Raw genomic sequence first — 18,062 nt, forward strand, 5'->3', positions numbered from 1 at the left:
GTAGGAATTACCGGCCCAGCCACACAGGTCGGCGCTTCTCGGCGAACGCGCGGGGGCCTTCTTTCGCGTCCTCGGTGGCCCGGTTCGCAGCAGTCTCGATCAGATTTCTTTCCCAGGCATCATGTTCGGTGACGAACTCGCGGTCGACGATGCCCGCCACCACACGCTTGGTGGCCTGCACCGCAAGCGGCGCCTGCCTGCCGATGGTCTCGGCCATCGCGAAAGCCTCTTCGAGAGCGCGTCCGGGCGGCACGACACGGTTGACGAGTCCCCACGCGTGGGCTTCGGCGGCAGTGAATCGGCGCCCCAGCAGCAGAAGTTCCATGGCGATCGGCCGGGGTAGCCACGCAGGAAGCCGCACTGCCGCGCCGGACGAGGCAACGAGGCCGTTGCCGACCTCGGGGAGGGAGAACACGGCGCTCTCCTCTGCCACGACGAGGTCACATGTGAGAACGATCTGAGCTCCGCCGCCGACAGCAAAACCGTTGACGGCCGCGATGATCGGCTTGTCGATGGGGTGCCTGCACACTCCGCCGAAGCCCCACGCTTCCTTGACGGGATCGGCTGGTTCGAGGGACTGCCCTTCGGACATCGCGACGAGGTCCCCGCCGCCGCAGAACGCCTGTTCACCGGCACCGGTGAGGACCACCACCCGCACGTCAGGATCGTGGTGCGCGCGTTCGAGCGCGTCACCGATCTGTTCGGCCATGTCCGCATTCATCGCGTTGCGGGCGTGGGGTCTGTTGAGCGTGATGATGAGTACTCCGTCCCGGAGTTCCGTCAGCGTCGACGGTGCGGTGACGTCGGTCCGTGTGTGAGTCATGACCCGAACCCTTCCTGTGGCCCTGTCGCCGGCGCTGCAACGCCGTTCATCCGAGCTCGCCATGTATCGAGGTGTGCGGGGTTCGCGCCGTGGTCGAGCATCCACTGTGCCGGTCCCCCGGGTGCCGACGTGAGTTGCTCGACGATCGGCGAGATCGCGTCGGCGGGTGCACGCAGAAACTGTTCGGCGAGTGGCGGAGAGTTCCGTGTACGGACGCCCACATCGAGCCATCGGTCGATGAGGTCGAACAGCGCTTCTTCGCTACGGACGTAGTCGTCGACTACGGCATCCGGATCGACACCTGCAGCGAGCAGCAACACCGCGACGAGGACGCCCGTGCGGTCCTTGCCGGCAGTGCAGTGCAGCAGGACGGGGCCTTCGGGTTCGACGACGAGTCCGAGGATTTCTCCCGCCCGAGTTTCGTTGTAGTAGAGCATCAGTGCGTAGAGCGACTGCAGGTCGGCCGGCCGCGCTCCGGGCGCGGCTGAATCGAACAGTGGCATGTTGTGTACCACCGTGCCGTTCGGCCAGCCGTACGCGAATCGATCACGTTCGGCATCACCCCGCAGATCGACGACGGTGCTCGGCGGCCAGGAGTCGAGTTCGGGGAGGACCGAGTCGCCCGGGTAGGGGGCGTCGCCGCGGTACAGGACGCCATGCGCGGTCACCCCTCCGTCGACGAGCGGCAGCCCACCCACGTCGCGGAGGTTGACGAATCCGCGCGCGGTCACTTCGACCACCGGGCTGCGAGAAACGAGTCGGGTGCCATGGCATCCAACGCTGCCACCCGGTGCGCGATGAGCCAAGAGTCGCCGACCGGAACGAACACGTCCCGATATCTTCCCCAGTGGTCCGCACCGTCGGGGCCGAACACCACGAAGTAGGCGCGCGTGTCGATGCGCTCGGGCGTGATCAGGTCGAACGTCAGATTCGCGACGAAGTGTCGCTGAAAGAACTTTTTGCCCGATTCGGTCAGCGGTGACTCGCCCGGAGCGGCGCCGCCACCGAGCATCTCGACGATCGCATTCCGACCCGTTGCACTGGACCGGCCCTTGACCTCGAGCGTTCCGTCCGGTGTGAAGCACGCGGCGAGCTCCGTGAGCTTCCCACCGTCGCCTGCATGCGTGTACCGGGCGACGGTGTCGCGAACGCATTCGCGGGCGTGTAGCTCCGTAAAGTCCATCGTCACGACACCGTCACCGACTCATCGCTGTGCTTCGGCGCGGGGCGGTAGCACGTTCCGAGCAGGATGCCGGCCGCGGCCAGGCCACCGATCAGCGCGAGTGCACCGCCGATCCAGCCATCGAGCAGGTTGCCGCCGAAGATCAGGTGATCGAGGCTCGCGCTACCGGCGCCCATTATTGCGACAGCCACTGCTCCCCCGGCCAGCACGAGGTTGTACTCCCAGCCGTCTGCCGTCACGAAGAAGCCCTTGCCGCGATGCACGGTCCACGCGGCGACGAACATGAGCGAGACGAATCCGGCGGCGGCGAAGGGGGTGAGCATGCCCAGCGCAAGAGCGATACCTGCTCCGACTTCGGTAAGCGCGGCAAGCCATGCGTGCGCCTTGCCGGGTCGCATACCCATGCTGTCGAACCATCCGGCTGTGCCGGGGATCCGGCCGCCGCGGAAGAGTTTGCCGTATCCGTGGGCGGCCATCGTCAACCCCAGAAGCACTCGGAGTATCACTAGGCCGGTGTCGATCGCGTCCACTTCAGCTCCGTTTCCCTCGACATGACCACTCGCGGACGGATGCGTTGCCGACTCCGCACCAATCCTGCTACACAAGTATTACCTGTATAACTAGGTTGTCGGCAAGGATAGACGTTCCAAGCTCCCGAGCAGTACCTGTTTGTCCAGTTCCGTACGAACGAAAGGTCACCTTTCCATGGATCTCACCAACGCGTCCGCCGCGGTCACCGGCGGCGCCTCCGGCCTCGGGCGGGCAACCGCTGAGGCGTTCATCGCGCGAGGCGTCCCGACCGTCATCATCGACCTCCCGTCCTCCGACGGCGAGACCGTCGCCAAGGAACTCGGCGAACTCGCGACGTTCGCACCTGCTGACGTTCGCGACGCAGATGCCGTCGACGCTGCACTCGCCGAGGCCGAAAAGAAGGCCCCGTTGCGCGCCGTCGTGCACTGCGCCGGCCGTGGAGGCAAGTTGCGCCTCGTCGAGAAGGACGGCACGCCCGGCAACCTCGACCTCTACCAGGAGGTCGTCGACATCAATCTCGTCGGCAGCTTCAACGTGCTGCGTCTGGCCGCGGCACGCATGGTCAAGAGCGAAGAAGTCGGCGGAGAGCGCGGCGTTGTCATCATGACCGCGTCCGTCGCAGCCTTCGAAGGCCAGATCGGCCAGGTGCCCTACGCCTCAGCCAAGGCAGGCATCGTGGGCCTGACTCTCGTCGGCGCACGCGACCTCGCGCGCAAGCTCGTTCGCGTCGTCACGATCGCTCCCGGCACATTCGAGACACCGATTCTGAACAACATCTCCGACAAGGTCCGCGAATCTCTCGCGTCGCAGGTCCCTCACCCGTCGCGCCTGGGAGTTCCGGCTGAGTATGCCAAGTTGGCCCTGTCGATCGTCGACAACGCCATGATCAACGGCGAAACCATCCGGATCGACGGCGCAATCCGCATGGGTCCCGTCTAAACCAGGCATTCCCGAACAACCCCGGCAGAGAGGGGGTCGACCGATGATCGCATCGGCAGGCCCCCTCGTCAGCGTTGCATCGGTGCTGAGCCGCTCAATCCGAGGATGCGATCTCCTTGGCCTTCTCGTCGATGAAGGTGTTCCAGTCCGACGCACGTTGCACGAGGGCATCGCGAACCTGAGGGTCGGTGGGCAGCCAGAAGGTGTCGTTGACGATGGCGTCGGCGACCTGCTCACCGACAACCTCCGGTTCGAGAAACTCGAACTGAGCTCCGGGACCCCGGGTCCCGGTCGCGGGACCGAAGCCCGGTGGAACTGACGCCGCGATGTTGGTCCGGACCGGCCCCGGGCACAGCAACGTGACACCGATGCCCTTCGGGCGGAGGTACAGAGCCAGACCTTCAGAGAGTTGCACGACCGCCGCTTTGGCTGCCGCGTATGGCAGACGGTCGTATGCGTAGGTGTACAACCCTGCGAAGGAAGCGGTGTTCACGATGTGCCCGCTACCCTGCTCGACGAGCAACGGCAGAAACACGTCGTTGCTGCGCACCACAGAGAACAGATTGATGTCGAAGATTCGGTGCCACTCGTGCACCGGGATGTGGTCGGGCAGGCCACGGGTGAGCGCACCGACGTTGTTCATCACGATGTCGACTCGTCGGTGGGTATCCAACGTAAACGCCTTCAGTTCCTCGAAGGCGCTCTCGCTGCGGACGTCACACCGTACACCTGTGGCACGACCACCATGCTCGGAGATCTCCCCGGCCACGCGGTCCGCTCCATCGGCATCGATGTCGGCGACGATCACCTGGGCCCCGCGCCGTGCCAGCGAGTGAGCTGTGGCCCGTCCGATACCGCTCGCACCGCCGGTAATGACGGCGGTCTTTCCCTGCACACTCTTCCTCATCACGGATTCCTCACAGTCACAGTTCCAGCGGCAATCCGGCATCAACTTGCTTGAACAGGGCCGGCGCGCTTTCGGCGATCTGATCGAAAGTCCATGCACCGTCTGTGTGTATCTCTTCTACTGGCGCCCAGCTGTTCCACAGAACGCACTTCGACCCGACGACTGCAAGAACCTTGGCCGTGACCGGGTCGCTGTCAGGGGACGCCAGCCAACCGACCACTGCGGCGACATTGGCGGGTTCGAGTTCTGGGCGCCGGGTGCTGGGGAGTATCTCGGTTCCCCAGAGTGATTCGGTCATGCTCGTGTAAGCAAGCGGCGCTACCGCATTGCACCGCACCCCGTAGGGGGCGAGTTCACGAGCGAGTGCGGTGGTGATTGTGTTGATTCCGGTCTTGGCCACCGAGTAGTTCACGTGGCCGGGAGTACCGCCGTTCAATCCATTTGGGGAAGAGGTGTTCACGACAGTGGCACCACCGAGGCGGCTCCCGGCCTTGGCCTGCTCACGCCAATATGCAGCTGCGAACCGGGTCGGGGCGAACGTGCCCTTGAGATGTACGCGAACCACATCATCCCAATCCTGCTCGGTCATGTTGAAACTCATGGCAGGCCGCGAAATCCCGGCGTTGTTGACCAGAATGTCCAGCCCGCCGAGTTCTTCGACGGTACGCGCGATCAGGACTTCGGCGCTGTCCCAGTCCGATACGTCTCCGTAGTGAACGAGTGCTTCGCCGCCCAGCGCTCGGATCTCCTCCGCAACCTGGTCGGCCCCGCTCGGCTCGGTTCCCGCGCCGGAAGCAACAGGCAGGTCGCTGACGACAACCCTTGCTCCCAAACGGGCAAGTTCGAGCGCTTCGGATCGACCGAGTCCCCGACCGGCTCCAGTTACGATCGCGACCTTGCCATCAAGCGTTTTCATCTCGCATCCTCTCGTGCACTGTAGTTCGTCATTCACCAACGCGGAGCAATCACTGACGTGCCTGAAAGGACATGCCGCTGCTATCCGATGGGATAGTCACGAGCCCGAGCCAGCGGTGATGACGGCAGCCTTTCCTGCAAACCGTCCGCGGGCACGGATGCCTTACGAGGTGGCATCGATCGGACTTCTGGAGGGGTCCGGCAGATCGAACTTGATGGCGGACGTCAAGCCTCCATCGACGAGTAGGTCCGTACCGGTGACGAAGGCCGCTCGGTCCGAGCAAAGAAACTCCAACGCGTCACAGATTTCGTCGAGAGTGCCGACCCGCGCGAGCGGACTGCGCTGGAACAAGACTCGCTTCTGTGGGTTCTCTCTGAATTCGAGTTCTCCCATGGGGGTTTCGATGATTCCGGGTGACAGCGACACGATACGCGCGCCACGCTCCGCAAACCGCGTCACCAGACGACGAGCCATCCGAATCTCCCCGAACTTGGAGAACTGATAACCCTCCATAGCCGTCATCTCGCGCCCCAGGGCCACCTCGAGTTCATCGAGGAACGACTCGGCCAACGGATCGTCGAGCAGCGCCGTCACCTCGGAACCCGGAGCAGCATTGTGCCCAGCGACCGACGACACGAGCACCGCCACCCCGCCCGGTGCAATCACGGGCAGGACAGCCTCGACGACCGTCGCGACACCGACCAGATTCACATGCATGATGCGTCGCCCATCGGCCATGTTCGGCGACAGGCCCGCGACGAGTGCAACCACATCGATCGCTCCGAGTTCGGCACTACGGAACACCATTTCAGAAACCGACGTCGGCTGCGTGACATCGCAGGCGATAGCCACGGCATGAAGGCCATCCTCCGTGAACTCCCGAGCGATCGTCTCGCTCTTGCCCACGTCCCTGTTTGCCAGAACGACGAGATGATCAGTTGCCAGCCGGCGCGCGCAGGCCTGACCCATACCACCGCTACCTCCGATCACGATCGCGACGGGCAGCGCATTCCCAGTTGTGTCCATTGTCGACTACTCCTTATATGCCGGGCGAAGAGGTCAGGGTATTCAGCCGACGATGCTGCGGTCCCTCAGATCCGCGATAGCTGCCTCATCGAACCCGAGTTCGGTGAGGATCGAGTCCGTGTGATCACCTGCCATACAACCACCTTCGGCCTGGGTGGACGACCGGGAAAATCGAACGGTCGGGCCCATCCGGAGGTGTTCGTCGAAGACGGGGCTCATCGCCGTCGTGCAATATTCCGCCGACAACGCATCGTTCGTCTGCAGGTGCCGTTCGGGGCGGATCTCGGTGACCTCGACACACCCCACATCAGCGCGGGTCAGAGTCTGCTCCCACTCCGCAGCCGGTTTGCGGGCGAATACCACTCCGAGAATGTCGGCGAGAGTTGCCTCGTTCTCGGCGCGGTCGCTGGAGGTGGCAAATTGCGGCCGCGTCAAATCCGCCTCACCGGCAAGGGCTGCCACGAGCGCGGCCCATTCGGAATCCTTCGGTGCTGCTAGGAAAACCCAGCCGTCGGCCGCACGATACATCCGGTAGAGCGCTGAGAAGCCGTAGCCGCCGGCGTCCACCATCGGAGGTGCAGGCTTACCGGGGTAGTCGATGACCCGATCGAGCAGCGCGTGATTCGCCGACGCGATCATTGTGGTGGTGAGTGCGCCCAGCGGCCGCCCGCGCTTGCGGGCCAGCAGACCGAGCAACATCGCAGACGCCACAGCCATGGCCGCCACTCCGTCGGCCTGGATTGTAGGCACAGCTGTCGCAGTATTGAGCCGTGCCGCCGCGACCTTGATCTCCGCAAGCGAACCGCTGGCAACTCCCGCGGCGTCGGGTGTATCGGTCAGCGCGAACCCGAATGCAGCACCGATCGACGGCGCATATGCGGGCCGAGCCCCGAACGGCCCTCCTGTGCCGTAACCGGACGCATTGAGATAGACCAGATCCGGATTGATCGCCTTCAACGACATGGAATCGATCTTCGCTCGCTCCGCAGCGCCTGCACGGAAGCTCTGCAGCACGACGTCGGCCTTCTCGACAAGACCGTGCGCGATGCGCAATCCCTCGTCGGTTCTCAAGTCCAAGCAGATACTTTCCTTGCCCTGCATCACCTTGGCGCCACTGGCCTCCGGGAAGGGTGTCACCCTACGGATCGTGTCACCGTCGAGGCTCTCCACCTTGATTACCCGGGCTCCCAAATCGGTCAACAACGTCGCGCCGTACGGTCCAGCGTACTGCAGCGCGAACTCGACGACAGTAATTCCGTCCAGTGGAAGACCCTCTTCAGCACCGCATTCCGAGATCACAGCATGGCCGAGACCGCGTTCGGCTCGCTCGCGCAGTTCCGCTCCGTGTTCGTCCACACCGGGCGCAGGCCGCGGCGGGCACAACGGCCGCTCCTCACAGTGAACAAGTGTGGACGGCTGCCGGATTTTACCCAGGGACCGGTCCTCCGTTACGGCGATGCGACCGTCGTGCGTGAGTTGAGGATGATCCAGGACGTCGGGACCGGCGCGGTAAACCTCTGCCATGACGTTGGGATTTGTGGCGAACACCTGCTGCCACTCGGCCAGCGTCCGCTCCCCGACCTTTCCGATCATGACCTCCCACAGCTCGGTTCGCAGCTCCTGCGTCTCGAGCGCCGGGAATCCGACCCATTTCGGGTCGGACAGGATCTCGGAAAGACCGAACTCGGCGAGCATAGCGACGATCAGCCGCGGTTCGGTCTGCGCGAACTGCAGCCAGTGCCCATCCTTCGTCGGTGCGATCAACAGTGGATAGATCAAGGGCGCCTGCGGATCCAGGTTCTCGTCGAACGCGTTGACACTCCGATAGGCATCGGGCCACCGCACGCTCACCATTTCCGTGTACCAGGCCCAGGTGTCGAGCGCGGTGACACCCCTGACCAGATCGGCCTGAACGTTCTGGCCCCTGCACGTGGACTCACGGTCGAACAGAGCCGTAAGAATTCCGTGCAGTGCCGTCTGCGTAGCGCCCCAGCCGGCGTAGGGCACCGAGACGAACGCCGGTCCTGGACGCGCCACCATCGCTTCCTTGGCGTGGAAGGTGCCGAGCTTGGCCATGACCAGGCCCTCGTAGCCCTTCAGGTCGGCCCATGGCCCCGACTGGCCCCAGCCCGTGATCGAGGCACTGACCAGCCGCGGGTTGAGCCGCTCGAGAGCAGCAGGACCGAGGCCGAGCCGAGCCGCCGTCCGAGGACGCCATGTACTGACCAGGACGTCCGCTCCGGCGATCAGGTCGTCGGCCACCGCACGGTCGCTCGCGTCCTTCAGATCCAGCACGATGCTGCGCTTTCCGCGACCAAGCCCGGGCCATCCCGGCTGTGCGCGTAGCCGGCTTCCACCGGGCGGCTCCACACAGATCACGTCGGCGCCTCCGTCAGCGAGGAACTGGGTAACCTGCGCACCCGGCGGGGTCGCCGAGAAATCGATGACCGTCAGACCGGCGAGCGGGGCCACACCGGATTCGCCGGAGGTGAATCGACTCTGATGCGTGGAATTCATTCTTCAATTCCTCGAATGCTCGCTACGAATGGGTGTCGTTCAGCCGATCCCGGCGCCGCCGTCGATGCGCACGGTCTGACCGGTGATCCAGTCGCCGCCCGTCCCGCACAGGTACGCGATCGCCTCGTACAGATCTCGGCTGGTGCCGACCCGCTTGATTGTGTTTCCGGCAACGATCGACTCGGCAGCAGCGATCTGCCCTTGCGCCGCTTCGAAGGCCGAAATGCCCGGCGCAATGCAGTTGACCGTGATTCCGCGGTCACCCACCTCGCGTGCCATGCCCTCGGTCATTCGCTCGACCGCGTTTTTGGTGAGCCCGTGGGCGTTTCCGCTTCTCCGGGAAGCCACCGATGACACATTGACGACACGCCCGAAGCCTCCTTCCTGCATGAGGGGGACGGCAGCCTGAAAGCACCGCAACGTGCCGGTCACGTTGACAGACCACGCCGAGTCCCACAGTTCGTCGGGACAATCGAGCAAGCCGGATTCGGCGAGTCCTCGCCACAACCCGGCGTTGCTGACCAGCACATCGAGTCGGCCGAACTCGGCCCGCACCTTGTCGGCCATCGTTTCAACACTTCCACGATCGGTCACGTCGACCTCGATCCCGATGCACCGCGGGCCTTCAGAGGCCGCTTCGGCGGCAGCCGGCTGAGTATCGCGCACGTCCGCCACAACCACGTTCGCGCCGTCCTGCGCGAAATACCGGACGTAGTCCCGACCGAGCCCTCGGGCTGCCCCGGTCACGATCACGACGCGTCCTTCGAATCGTTTCACCGCAACCCTCTCTCCGGATCGACCACCGCCGCGATGCGGCCGCCGAGCACTAACTGAAAATATAGTTTTCAGTTGCCGGTGTAGTGTTCATCACACAGCGCTGCACTGTCAACCCGAAACCGTTGGAGGACAAGATCTCATGCCGCCGCAGCAACGTCGCAGCCCTGGGCCGCAACCCCTTCACGAGCCGGCCGAGGAACGCTCGATGATGATCAAAGCTGCTTACCACGCCCTGTCGAACGAGCGTCCCGGTCCAGTGACGGTCGGCTCCATCTGCGCCGAAGCAGGGCTGTCGACCCGGTCGTTCTATCGGCATTTCCGGTCCAAGGACGAACTTCTTCTGGCAATCCTGACAGAGGAGACCAGCCGTGCGGCAGACGAACTCGCCGGCCGGCTACGCAATGCGGGTACGCCGACGGCCCGCCTCGAAGAGTGGATCCGTTTCTTCCTGTCGTTGTCCTCCGAGCCCCGACGTCGCCGACGGGTCACGGTTATGGCCTCGACCGAAATCGTCCGCGCCGTCGGCTATGCGGCCACGATGGAGGAGATCTCGGCACGGCACCGCGACCCTCTGGTCAGCATCCTTCGTGAGGGTGCACAAGACGGCTCATTCCGGAACACCGTTCCCGAATCCGACGCTGCAATGATCCAGGACATCGTCACGAACGTCTCTTCGAGACGACGACGCAAGCCCGACGACGACAACCACCTCGGCTTCGGCGAGATCTTCGACTTCGTCTCGAGAGCACTAGGATTCGGATCCTGACCGCGCCCGATCAGATCAGTCGGTGGCAGGGAGCAAATTCCGTGCCGACGTCCACCAACGGTCGTTCGGCAGGACAACGCAGCTGCGCTCGACCTCGTCGACGTTGATGCAACCCAGCAAGCCCAGAGCGTTCTCGGTCTCGTCCTGCATGATGTCCAGCACTCGGCGCACGCCGGCTTCTCCTCCCACCGCGAGGCCGTACAGATAGGGGCGTCCGATGAGCACCGCCCGCGCGCCGAGCGCAAGTGCCTTGGCGACGTCGGTGCCTCGGCGCACACCCCCGTCGAGGTAGACCTCGGCTCTTCCCGCAACCGCCTCGACGACCTCGGGCAGAACCTCGATAGTCGAGGTCGCGGTATCAAGCTGGCGCCCACCGTGATTGGATACGACGATGCCGTCGGCCCCCAAGTCCACGAGTCGCGCGGCCTGGTCGCCGCGCAGCACACCCTTGATCACCAGCGGCCCGTCCCATAGCTCGCGGACGAGCCGGATGTCATCTTCGGTCACGGGTCGCAATGCGCTCGACAGCGCGTTTCCGGCCTCCTTCATCGACAGCACTTTGCGGTTGAAGCCGAGACTCCCCCGCCCTACACCGCCCCTCATGAAGTCCAAAGCCCACGACGGCCGGATTGCGCCCTGGGCCAGGAGTTTCGGTGAAATTCGTAACGGTACGGAGAAGTTGTTTCGGGAGTCGCGTTCGCGCAGACCCTTGGTCGGTGTGTCGATCGTGACGCAGAGAGCGTCGAATCCAGCGGCCGCAGCGCGGCGGATGATCTTCTCCGGACTGCGCCCACCCGGCGGAAAGTACAGCTGAAACCACTTCGGCCCGCTCGCCTCTGCGGCGACGTCCTCCAGCTTGTAGCTGCTCACTGTACTGAGCGCGAACCCGGCGCCCGCTGCACCGGCGGCGCGCGCGACCGCCAGTTCGGCATCGCGGTGTGCCATGCGCTGGTATCCCGCCGGGCCGAGCAGCACAGGCATCGATACTCGCCGCCCGAGAACGGTCGTCGAGGTATCGATCTCGGTGATGTCGACGAGATTGCGCGGTCGAAGCTTGATTTCGTCGAACGCGGACGAGTTCGCCGAGATAGTGAGCTCGTCACCCGCGCCTCCGGCGATGACGTCGAACACCGGGGCAGGAAGCCGCCGCCGCGCGCCGCGTTCCACATCCGCGAGATTCAGCAAGCGCTCAAGTTTCATCTACTCACCTTGTCCGCCGTTCGGCACAGAGTCATCACTACCATTACTCAGGTGTATAACTAAGTCAACCTCTATCGCGGGAATCTTCCGATGGCGACAACGCAGCCACCAAACCATGGACCACGTCGCCGGGCACCACGCGGGCCGCTTCCCACACAACGTCGGTGTTGATGCGCAGGTTCGCGTCGACGAGCTGCAACAGAACCACCGGCTCCCCCGCAAACGCCTTGTGCGATTGGCCGGACGACACCGCCACGAATGTAAATGCCGGCCCGGTCGCAACGATCTGGGCCACGTCGGCGAGGTTGTGGCTGTCGACGGTGAGACGCGCGTGAATCCCTGCTCGTGTGAGCAAAGCGTCGGTGCGACCGTAGAGCACCGAATCGGCATCGTGCCGTATGGACGCATACGGCAGGTCGACGAGTTCCTCCAACCTCACCTCGGTCCGCGTATCGAATCCGATCCCCCGCGTCACCGCCACGACAGCCGACTCCGAGTGGAGCCTCCGGTGACGAAACCGCGGGTCCCGGGAGGGACTGTGCACGAAGGCGAGGTCGACCTCGCGACGCCGCAACGCCTCGTACAGAGGCCCGGTACTCGCCGGTTCGATGCGCACCTGGAGATCAGGGCTGTGCCGGCGGATCCGCTCGAGACAATTGGTGCGCAGTTCGGTCGGCACGTCCGGCGCGATTCCGATGACGGCTACGCGCGCCACCGCTGCCCCGAGAGCCGCCGGAATGACATCGAATGTGTCCAGCGCCTGCCGCGCGAGCGGAAGCAAGGCCTCACCAGCGTCGGTCAGCGCCACCCGATGGTGACTGCGGAGGAACAGTTCACGGCCGAGTTCCCGCTCGAGGCTGCGGATTCGCTGGCTCAGCGGCGGCGCAGCCATGTGCAGTCGCTGCGCGGCCCGACCGAAGTGGAGTTCCTCCGCGACCGCGACGAAGTAGCGCAGGTGCCGAACCTCCATTCGGCCACCTTACAAGGGTCATGACCATTGCGGTCATGTTCATGCACACACAACGGTCCTGGTCGCGGCGAGTAATCGCTCCGTAGCGTCCAGGGAAGGAGCAACTGCAAGTACGAACGTAAGGACGCGACATGAGCCGACCTCCCATCCGCATCGCCAACTTCTCCGCCTACTCGGGCGACCGGCCGACCGCACTCGCGGAGGTCATGGAGGGCGACCCGGTCGACGTCCTGATCGGCGATTACCTCGCCGAGATCACCCTGGCACCGATGGCCCTGCACTACCGGCGCGACCCGTCCAAGGGCTACGCGGAAACATTCGTCGAGCACTTGCGTCCGCACCTGGCGATGATCGCCGAGCGTGGCCTCAAAGTCGTCGCCAATGCCGGTGGGTTCAATCCGGCCGGTCTGGCCGACGCACTGCGGGCCGACATCGCTGCGTGCGGCACGGATCTACGTGTCGCGCACGTCGACGGCGACAACCTTCTCGACACCCTCGACGAGTTGCGCAGCAACGGCCATGAACTCGAGCATCTCGACACCGGACGCCCCTTCTCCGACTGGGGCTTCGAGCCGATCTCCGCGAACGCATATCTGGGCGGCTGGGGTATCGCCGCAGCCCTGGAAGCCGGAGCGAGCATCGTCGTCACCGGGCGAGTATCTGACGCGTCGCTCGTCGCCGGCCCGTCGGCGTGGTGGCACGGCTGGGGCCGGGAAGACTGGGGCCGGCTGGCAGGTGCGGTCACGGCGGGTCATGTCATCGAGTGCGGGCCGCATGCGACCGGCGCCAACTTCTCCGGATTCACGCAGATCCCCGGCGTCGAACACGCCGGCTACCCGATCGCCGAGGTCGCCGAGGACGGCAGCAGCGTCATCACCAAGCACTCAGGGGCCGGCGGTGCGGTCACCGTCGACACCGTCACCGCCCAGTTGGTGTACGAGATCCAAGGACCGCGTTACCTGAACTCGGACGTGACGGTTCATTTCGATTCGGTCGAGGTCGAACAGGCCGGCCCCGACCGGGTTCGGATCCAGCCCGTTCTCGGCTCGCCGCCGCCTCCGACGACCAAAGTCGCGATCTTCGCGAAGGTCGGCTATCAGGTGGTACAGACGATCTTCGTCACCGCTCCGCGTGTGGAGGAGAAGATTGCCTTGCTGCGCCGGCAACTGGATGAGCTCCTGGACGACGGTATCGATCGGCTCGAGGTCACCCAGCTCGGGGCCGCAGCCGACAATCCGTCGAGTCAGTGGGCAGCGACCGTGACGGTGCGTGTCATGGGCACGGCGTCGACCCCGGAACCGTTGAGCCGCTCCAAGTTCCCGGAAGCACTCGACAGCCTCTACTGCAGCAGCATCCCCGGATACTTCCTCGACGGCGGCGCGCAGCGGGTGACCAAGCCGTGGGCCCGCGTCGACTACTGGCCCGCATTGTTGCCGGCGACTGCGCTCTCGCATCGAGCGGTACTGGACGACGGCAGCGCACTTCACATCGATGCCCCTGCGACCACGCAGGCCCCGCAGCAGCCGGCGCATCCCGAACCCGCTTCCCGCACAGTCTCGCTCGACGACCGGCGTGTCGAGCTGGGCACCATCGCGCATGCCCGTAGCGGCGACAAAGGCGGAAACAGCAATATTGGCGTGTGGGTGTCGAATCCGGCAGCGTGGGATTGGTTGCGCTCAACCCTCACGTCGGAGGAGTTCCGACAGCTCGTACCTGAGACGAAGGAACTCGACATCGTTCGGCACGAGTTCCCACACCTGAATGCCGTGCACTTCATCCTGCGGGGTCTGCTCGGCACGGGCGGTTCGAGCAACATGCGGGTGGATCAGGTGGGTAAGGCCGTCGGGGAGTATCTCCTCGCCAAGCACGTCAGTGTGCCCGAACACCTGCTCTGAACCTGAAGCAGAAGGTCTGCCATGTGAACTTCCCGGTCGCCAAGACCGAAATCAACACGATGACCGCTGTCCTTGCTCGCAAAACCGCTCGCTCATCCGGCCGTCGCAGCCCAGATGCACACCGCGTGAACTTCAGCGGCCCAGCCCCTCCCAGCTACCACACTTGCATTTGCATGCGCACCTTCTACGCATCGTCGGGATGCTTCACCAAGTGGAAGGCGTTGGTACCGTCCCTGACATCAGATACTCTGAGAATGATATTCTCAGAACAACCTTCTGACTTTGTCGACCACGAAAGAAGAACCCACTGATGAAATCGTCGCTGGCCGGCCGTCGTACAGTAGTAACAGGCGGTGCCAGCGGGATGGGCTCCGCACTGGTCCGTTCGTTCGGAGCCGTCGGCGCCAGCGTCGTGTCCCTCGACATCGACGAATCGGAGGGCGCGCGCATTGCGAGTGAGTCGGGAGCAACTTTCATCAGATGTGATGTCTCCGAAAAGGGTTCTGTTGACAAGGCATTCAGCAAGGCCTCCTCACATCTGGGCGGGATCGATGTAGTCATTCACGCCGCAGGGATAGCACCCGGTGCATCTACGGCGGAGACGCCCATCGAGATCTGGAAACGAACCATGGACGTCAACGCCACAGGTACATTCTTGACGAACCAGGCCGCGTTCCAGTACCTGAAAGAGGACGGAGGACGGATCATCAATTTCGCATCCGCTGCGGGCGTCAAAGGTTACCCAGGTAAAGCTGCGTACGCGGCGAGCAAAGGCGCGGTCCTCGCATGGATGCGATCAGCCGCCGTCGAATGGGCACCATTCGGCATCACGGTAAATGCCATCGCCCCGGCGATCTGGACACCGATGTACGACAAGACCCGGGCATCGATGACCGTCGACCAGTTGGCAGATCACGACCATGCATTGCAAACTTCCATCCCCCTGGGCGGCAGGCTCGGTGACGTCGACACCGACCTCGTGCCAGTGGTCGAGTTCCTTGCAGGTGACGGCGCTCGCTTCATGACCGGGCAGGTCTTCGCGGTGGATGGCGGAAGCCTGATGCTGAGGTAGACGATCGGCCTGAATCGCACAACACCTCCACCAGCGGCCAACCCGAGCTCGAATCAGGCCTACCCACAGCGAAACCTGGGATACCGTCACCCGACGCAGGTCCGGAGCTCGGACCCAGCCGGAATCAGAATACGGAAAGATCAGTCAGCGCCGATTCGATACGCGCACGAACGGGGCGCGGACTGTCGGGGTGGTTGAGGATATGGACCAGGCCCGCCTCGGTTCCGTGGAGCGCGATTGCAGCGACGTCGTCGGACGTCAGAACGGTTCCGTGTGTTGGTGGCGTCATCCTTCGCGGACTTCGCCGAATCAGTGCCTCGGCCCTGTCCGGGCGAGTCGAGTTGGAGGACGTGTCGAGTGTGGTCTCGACCAGCCCGGGACCCAGCGCGCGCTGAAGCCCACTTCGGGGGACACACCTCGCAGTTCGATGTTGAGGCTTTCGGCGAGGCCGACCACGTTGTTGCACACCAGGTCGACACGCCCGAACCGTCCCAGGGGCTATCGGCAAGCTCCTGAACTGATTCTGGGTCGCACGGCTGTGACGGTGCGACCGTCTGCCTTCAGTGTTGTCGCTGCGGACTCGACGGCGTCGAACTGTATGTCGGACAGGACTACTGAAATTTCACGGGGAGCAAGGAAGGTCGCGAGTCCGAAGCCGATACCGTTAGCTGCGCCGGTGATCACTGCAACCTGACCGAGTCGATCTCATTCCTGCTCCTCGTTTGTGTAGTCGAACAATTTACTGAATCGAACACGGACACCAGAAAGGAGGCTCAGAGGAAGGGCCGAATTCGAGTAGTTCTCGGTCGGACTACTGAACGACCTCAGCGACGGTCACTTCGCGGTGCTTTGCGAGCAGGATCCTTTCGAGCGCAGTCCAATGCACATCCCAGTGCCCAGCAACATCATCTGGATCACCGGCCATCATGACCTCGAGCATCCGCCCATATGACCGCCGAAGACGCTCATAACCATATTCGAACCCGTCCGGATCGTCGATCATCTTCGCGTCACACACAGCCGCCGTATGCGACTCCAGAATCGAGTGCAGGGTTTCCGCTACGAGCGCAAGAGTTGCGACACCCGATGCCCGGACCAGTGCACGGTGGAATCCCAACGCGCCCCGCGCAAGAGAACGAGATCGAAACGCAGCCGGCAGATCACATTCGACGACCACCCGCAGAGCGGGGATCCCGGCGCCACCCTGTTCAGAGGCTGCGCGCCTGACCGCATCATCCTCGAGCGCCCGGCACGCGGTGATCACGTCCGACAGTGGAACCTTGCCGACGGCCAGTAGGAACGATGCCGGCCTCGCGACGATCTCCGGTCCGGGTGCGCAGATGTAGTGCCCGTGCTGCACGGCACGATTCGCTCCGACCAGGCCCTCGGACTCCAGGATGCGCACCGCTTCGCGGATCGTGGTGCGACTGACCGCATATCGCGCACACAGTTCGGCTTCGGACGGCAGTCGTGTCCCCGCTTCGACCCGGGCGTCGATGATGTATCGACGCACGTGTCGCGCCACGAGCTCCGCGGCCTTCGGAGTCTGGATCGGACGGATACTTTCGAGCATCACCCATCACCCCCGAATTGCTCCGACGACCGCGTCAGTTCTTGACCTTGCCGGAACCCTCGAGTGCATCACGCAATCCGTCACCGAAAGTCGAAAATGCCAGCACCGTAGCCACAATCATTACTGCGGGCGCCACGATCAAACTAGGGGCCGTGTACACATTGTCGAACGCCTCACGCACCATCGAACCCCACGACGTCTGCGGTGCCTGCACACCCAGACCGAGAAAGCTCAAACTCGCCTCGGCGACGATCGCCACACCGGCGGAGAACGAGAGCTGCACAAGCAGCGGCGACGCCGCGTTGGGAAGCACATGACTCCACATCAAACGCCCCTTCCCGCACCCCAACGCCCGGGCCGCCTCGATGTAGGTTTCGGTCGCCACCGACTCGGCCGCACCCCGGGCAAGACGATACAGCGACGGCGCCATGACGAACCCGATCGCGACCATCGCGTTGGTCAGGCCCGGCCCGAAGATGCCGATGATCGCCACGGCGAGAATCAGCGGAGGCAACGACTGCAGAGCATCGGAGATCCGGCTGATCACACCACCGAGCCAACCACCGATCAGGCCGGCGAACAACCCGGTCGGAATACCGATCACCGCTGCCACCCCGACCGCCTGCACCACCGCGAGCAGGGTCACATTGGCCGACGCGAGCAACCGGCTGAACACGTCGCGCCCGTAGACGTCGGTCCCGAGCCAGTTCTCGCCACTCGGCCCGACGAGGCTGTTGCCCAGGTTCTGCACGTTGGGGTCCTGTGGACTGAGGGCGTTACCGAACAGTGCCAGGAACAACACCAGCACGATGAACGCGAACGCAATCATCGCGGGGACGTTGCGCACGAGCAGCCGCAACGGACGGGAAGTGCGTAACAGGTGAACAACACGGTTGCCGGGCGTATTCGAAGTTGACCCGATAGCGGGCTTCTCCGATTCGAGGACAGTGGTGGGGTGGCTCATCGT

The 18,062-nt window shown here is 64.1% G+C and carries 18 protein-coding genes; 4 read left to right on the forward strand and 14 right to left on the reverse strand.

Going from position 1 to position 18,062, the window contains the following annotated elements; translation table 11 throughout:
- Window positions 1-7: 7 nt before the first annotated feature.
- Genes ACZ46K_RS27790 through ACZ46K_RS27805 form a run of 4 tightly spaced genes read right to left on the reverse strand, consistent with a single transcriptional unit; the run spans window position 8 to window position 2,536 of the window.
- Window positions 8-823, reverse strand: coding sequence for an enoyl-CoA hydratase-related protein (locus tag ACZ46K_RS27790; protein WP_054804837.1), 816 nt, complete (start codon window positions 821-823; stop codon window positions 8-10).
- A complete protein-coding gene (locus tag ACZ46K_RS27795) occupies window positions 820-1,554 on the reverse strand; it encodes a tyrosine-protein phosphatase (protein ID WP_464745933.1) in 735 nt (244 codons plus the stop codon). Before ACZ46K_RS27795 ends, ACZ46K_RS27790 begins: the two co-directional genes overlap by 4 nt.
- On the reverse strand, window positions 1,551-2,006 hold the full coding sequence (locus ACZ46K_RS27800) for a nuclear transport factor 2 family protein (protein ID WP_054809653.1): 456 nt from the start codon (window positions 2,004-2,006) through the stop codon (window positions 1,551-1,553). Before ACZ46K_RS27800 ends, ACZ46K_RS27795 begins: the two co-directional genes overlap by 4 nt.
- A 2-nt stretch (window positions 2,007-2,008) precedes the next feature.
- On the reverse strand, window positions 2,009-2,536 hold the full coding sequence (locus tag ACZ46K_RS27805; protein WP_464745935.1) for a DoxX family protein: 528 nt from the start codon (window positions 2,534-2,536) through the stop codon (window positions 2,009-2,011).
- Window positions 2,537-2,711: 175 nt separating this feature from the next.
- On the opposite strand from ACZ46K_RS27805, the gene ACZ46K_RS27810 reads away from it, so the two are divergent.
- The gene (locus ACZ46K_RS27810; protein WP_464745936.1) at window positions 2,712-3,476 is read left to right on the forward strand and encodes an SDR family NAD(P)-dependent oxidoreductase; all 765 of its coding nucleotides are present in this window, start codon (window positions 2,712-2,714) and stop codon (window positions 3,474-3,476) included.
- 94 nt (window positions 3,477-3,570) lie between these two features.
- On the opposite strand, the gene ACZ46K_RS27815 is transcribed toward ACZ46K_RS27810, so the two are convergent.
- From ACZ46K_RS27815 to ACZ46K_RS27835, 5 genes are all read right to left on the reverse strand, one after another.
- The gene (locus ACZ46K_RS27815) at window positions 3,571-4,383 is read right to left on the reverse strand and encodes an SDR family oxidoreductase (RefSeq protein WP_464745938.1); all 813 of its coding nucleotides are present in this window, start codon (window positions 4,381-4,383) and stop codon (window positions 3,571-3,573) included.
- 16 nt (window positions 4,384-4,399) lie between these two features.
- Complete coding sequence (locus ACZ46K_RS27820; RefSeq protein ID WP_054804817.1) at window positions 4,400-5,299, reverse strand: SDR family NAD(P)-dependent oxidoreductase; 900 nt, start codon at window positions 5,297-5,299, stop codon at window positions 4,400-4,402.
- A 162-nt stretch (window positions 5,300-5,461) separates the two neighbouring features.
- Window positions 5,462-6,325, reverse strand: a complete 864-nt coding sequence (locus ACZ46K_RS27825; protein WP_054809655.1) for an SDR family oxidoreductase — start codon at window positions 6,323-6,325, stop codon at window positions 5,462-5,464.
- A 42-nt stretch (window positions 6,326-6,367) separates the two neighbouring features.
- Window positions 6,368-8,842: a CaiB/BaiF CoA transferase family protein gene (locus ACZ46K_RS27830; protein WP_464745940.1), complete on the reverse strand. Its 2,475-nt coding sequence runs from the start codon at window positions 8,840-8,842 to the stop codon at window positions 6,368-6,370.
- 39 nt (window positions 8,843-8,881) lie between these two features.
- Window positions 8,882-9,619, reverse strand: a complete 738-nt coding sequence (locus ACZ46K_RS27835) for an SDR family oxidoreductase (protein ID WP_054804819.1) — start codon at window positions 9,617-9,619, stop codon at window positions 8,882-8,884.
- Between the two features lie 205 nt (window positions 9,620-9,824).
- Here ACZ46K_RS27835 and ACZ46K_RS27840 point away from each other — a divergent pair, with 205 nt between their 5' ends.
- Entirely contained in the window at window positions 9,825-10,385 is a 561-nt protein-coding gene (locus tag ACZ46K_RS27840; protein ID WP_464745943.1) for a TetR/AcrR family transcriptional regulator, read from the forward strand.
- A gap of 15 nt (window positions 10,386-10,400) precedes the next feature.
- Here ACZ46K_RS27840 and ACZ46K_RS27845 read toward each other — a convergent pair whose 3' ends face one another.
- Both ACZ46K_RS27845 and ACZ46K_RS27850 read right to left on the reverse strand, forming a co-directional pair.
- On the reverse strand, window positions 10,401-11,585 hold the full coding sequence (locus ACZ46K_RS27845; protein WP_464745945.1) for an alpha-hydroxy acid oxidase: 1,185 nt from the start codon (window positions 11,583-11,585) through the stop codon (window positions 10,401-10,403).
- Window positions 11,586-11,649: 64 nt separating this feature from the next.
- The gene (locus ACZ46K_RS27850; protein WP_054809657.1) at window positions 11,650-12,555 is read right to left on the reverse strand and encodes a LysR family transcriptional regulator; all 906 of its coding nucleotides are present in this window, start codon (window positions 12,553-12,555) and stop codon (window positions 11,650-11,652) included.
- Between the two features lie 131 nt (window positions 12,556-12,686).
- Here ACZ46K_RS27850 and ACZ46K_RS27855 point away from each other — a divergent pair, with 131 nt between their 5' ends.
- Both ACZ46K_RS27855 and ACZ46K_RS27860 read left to right on the forward strand, forming a co-directional pair.
- Complete coding sequence (locus ACZ46K_RS27855; protein ID WP_464745947.1) at window positions 12,687-14,450, forward strand: acyclic terpene utilization AtuA family protein; 1,764 nt, start codon at window positions 12,687-12,689, stop codon at window positions 14,448-14,450.
- Window positions 14,451-14,760: 310 nt separating this feature from the next.
- Window positions 14,761-15,522, forward strand: coding sequence for an SDR family oxidoreductase (locus ACZ46K_RS27860; protein WP_054804824.1), 762 nt, complete (start codon window positions 14,761-14,763; stop codon window positions 15,520-15,522).
- Between the two features lie 498 nt (window positions 15,523-16,020).
- Here the strand turns inward: ACZ46K_RS27860 and ACZ46K_RS27865 are convergent, their stop codons facing one another.
- The 3 genes from ACZ46K_RS27865 to ACZ46K_RS27875 form a co-directional block, all read right to left on the reverse strand.
- Entirely contained in the window at window positions 16,021-16,206 is a 186-nt protein-coding gene (locus ACZ46K_RS27865; protein WP_054804825.1) for an SDR family NAD(P)-dependent oxidoreductase, read from the reverse strand.
- Between the two features lie 127 nt (window positions 16,207-16,333).
- Complete coding sequence (locus ACZ46K_RS27870) at window positions 16,334-17,095, reverse strand: GntR family transcriptional regulator (protein ID WP_054804826.1); 762 nt, start codon at window positions 17,093-17,095, stop codon at window positions 16,334-16,336.
- A 34-nt stretch (window positions 17,096-17,129) separates the two neighbouring features.
- Window positions 17,130-18,059 (reverse strand): ABC transporter permease, encoded by a 930-nt coding sequence (locus ACZ46K_RS27875; protein ID WP_464745949.1) that lies wholly within the window; start codon window positions 18,057-18,059, stop codon window positions 17,130-17,132.
- Window positions 18,060-18,062: the final 3 nt, after the last annotated feature.

The organism is Rhodococcus sp. JCM 9793, assembly GCF_055380405.1.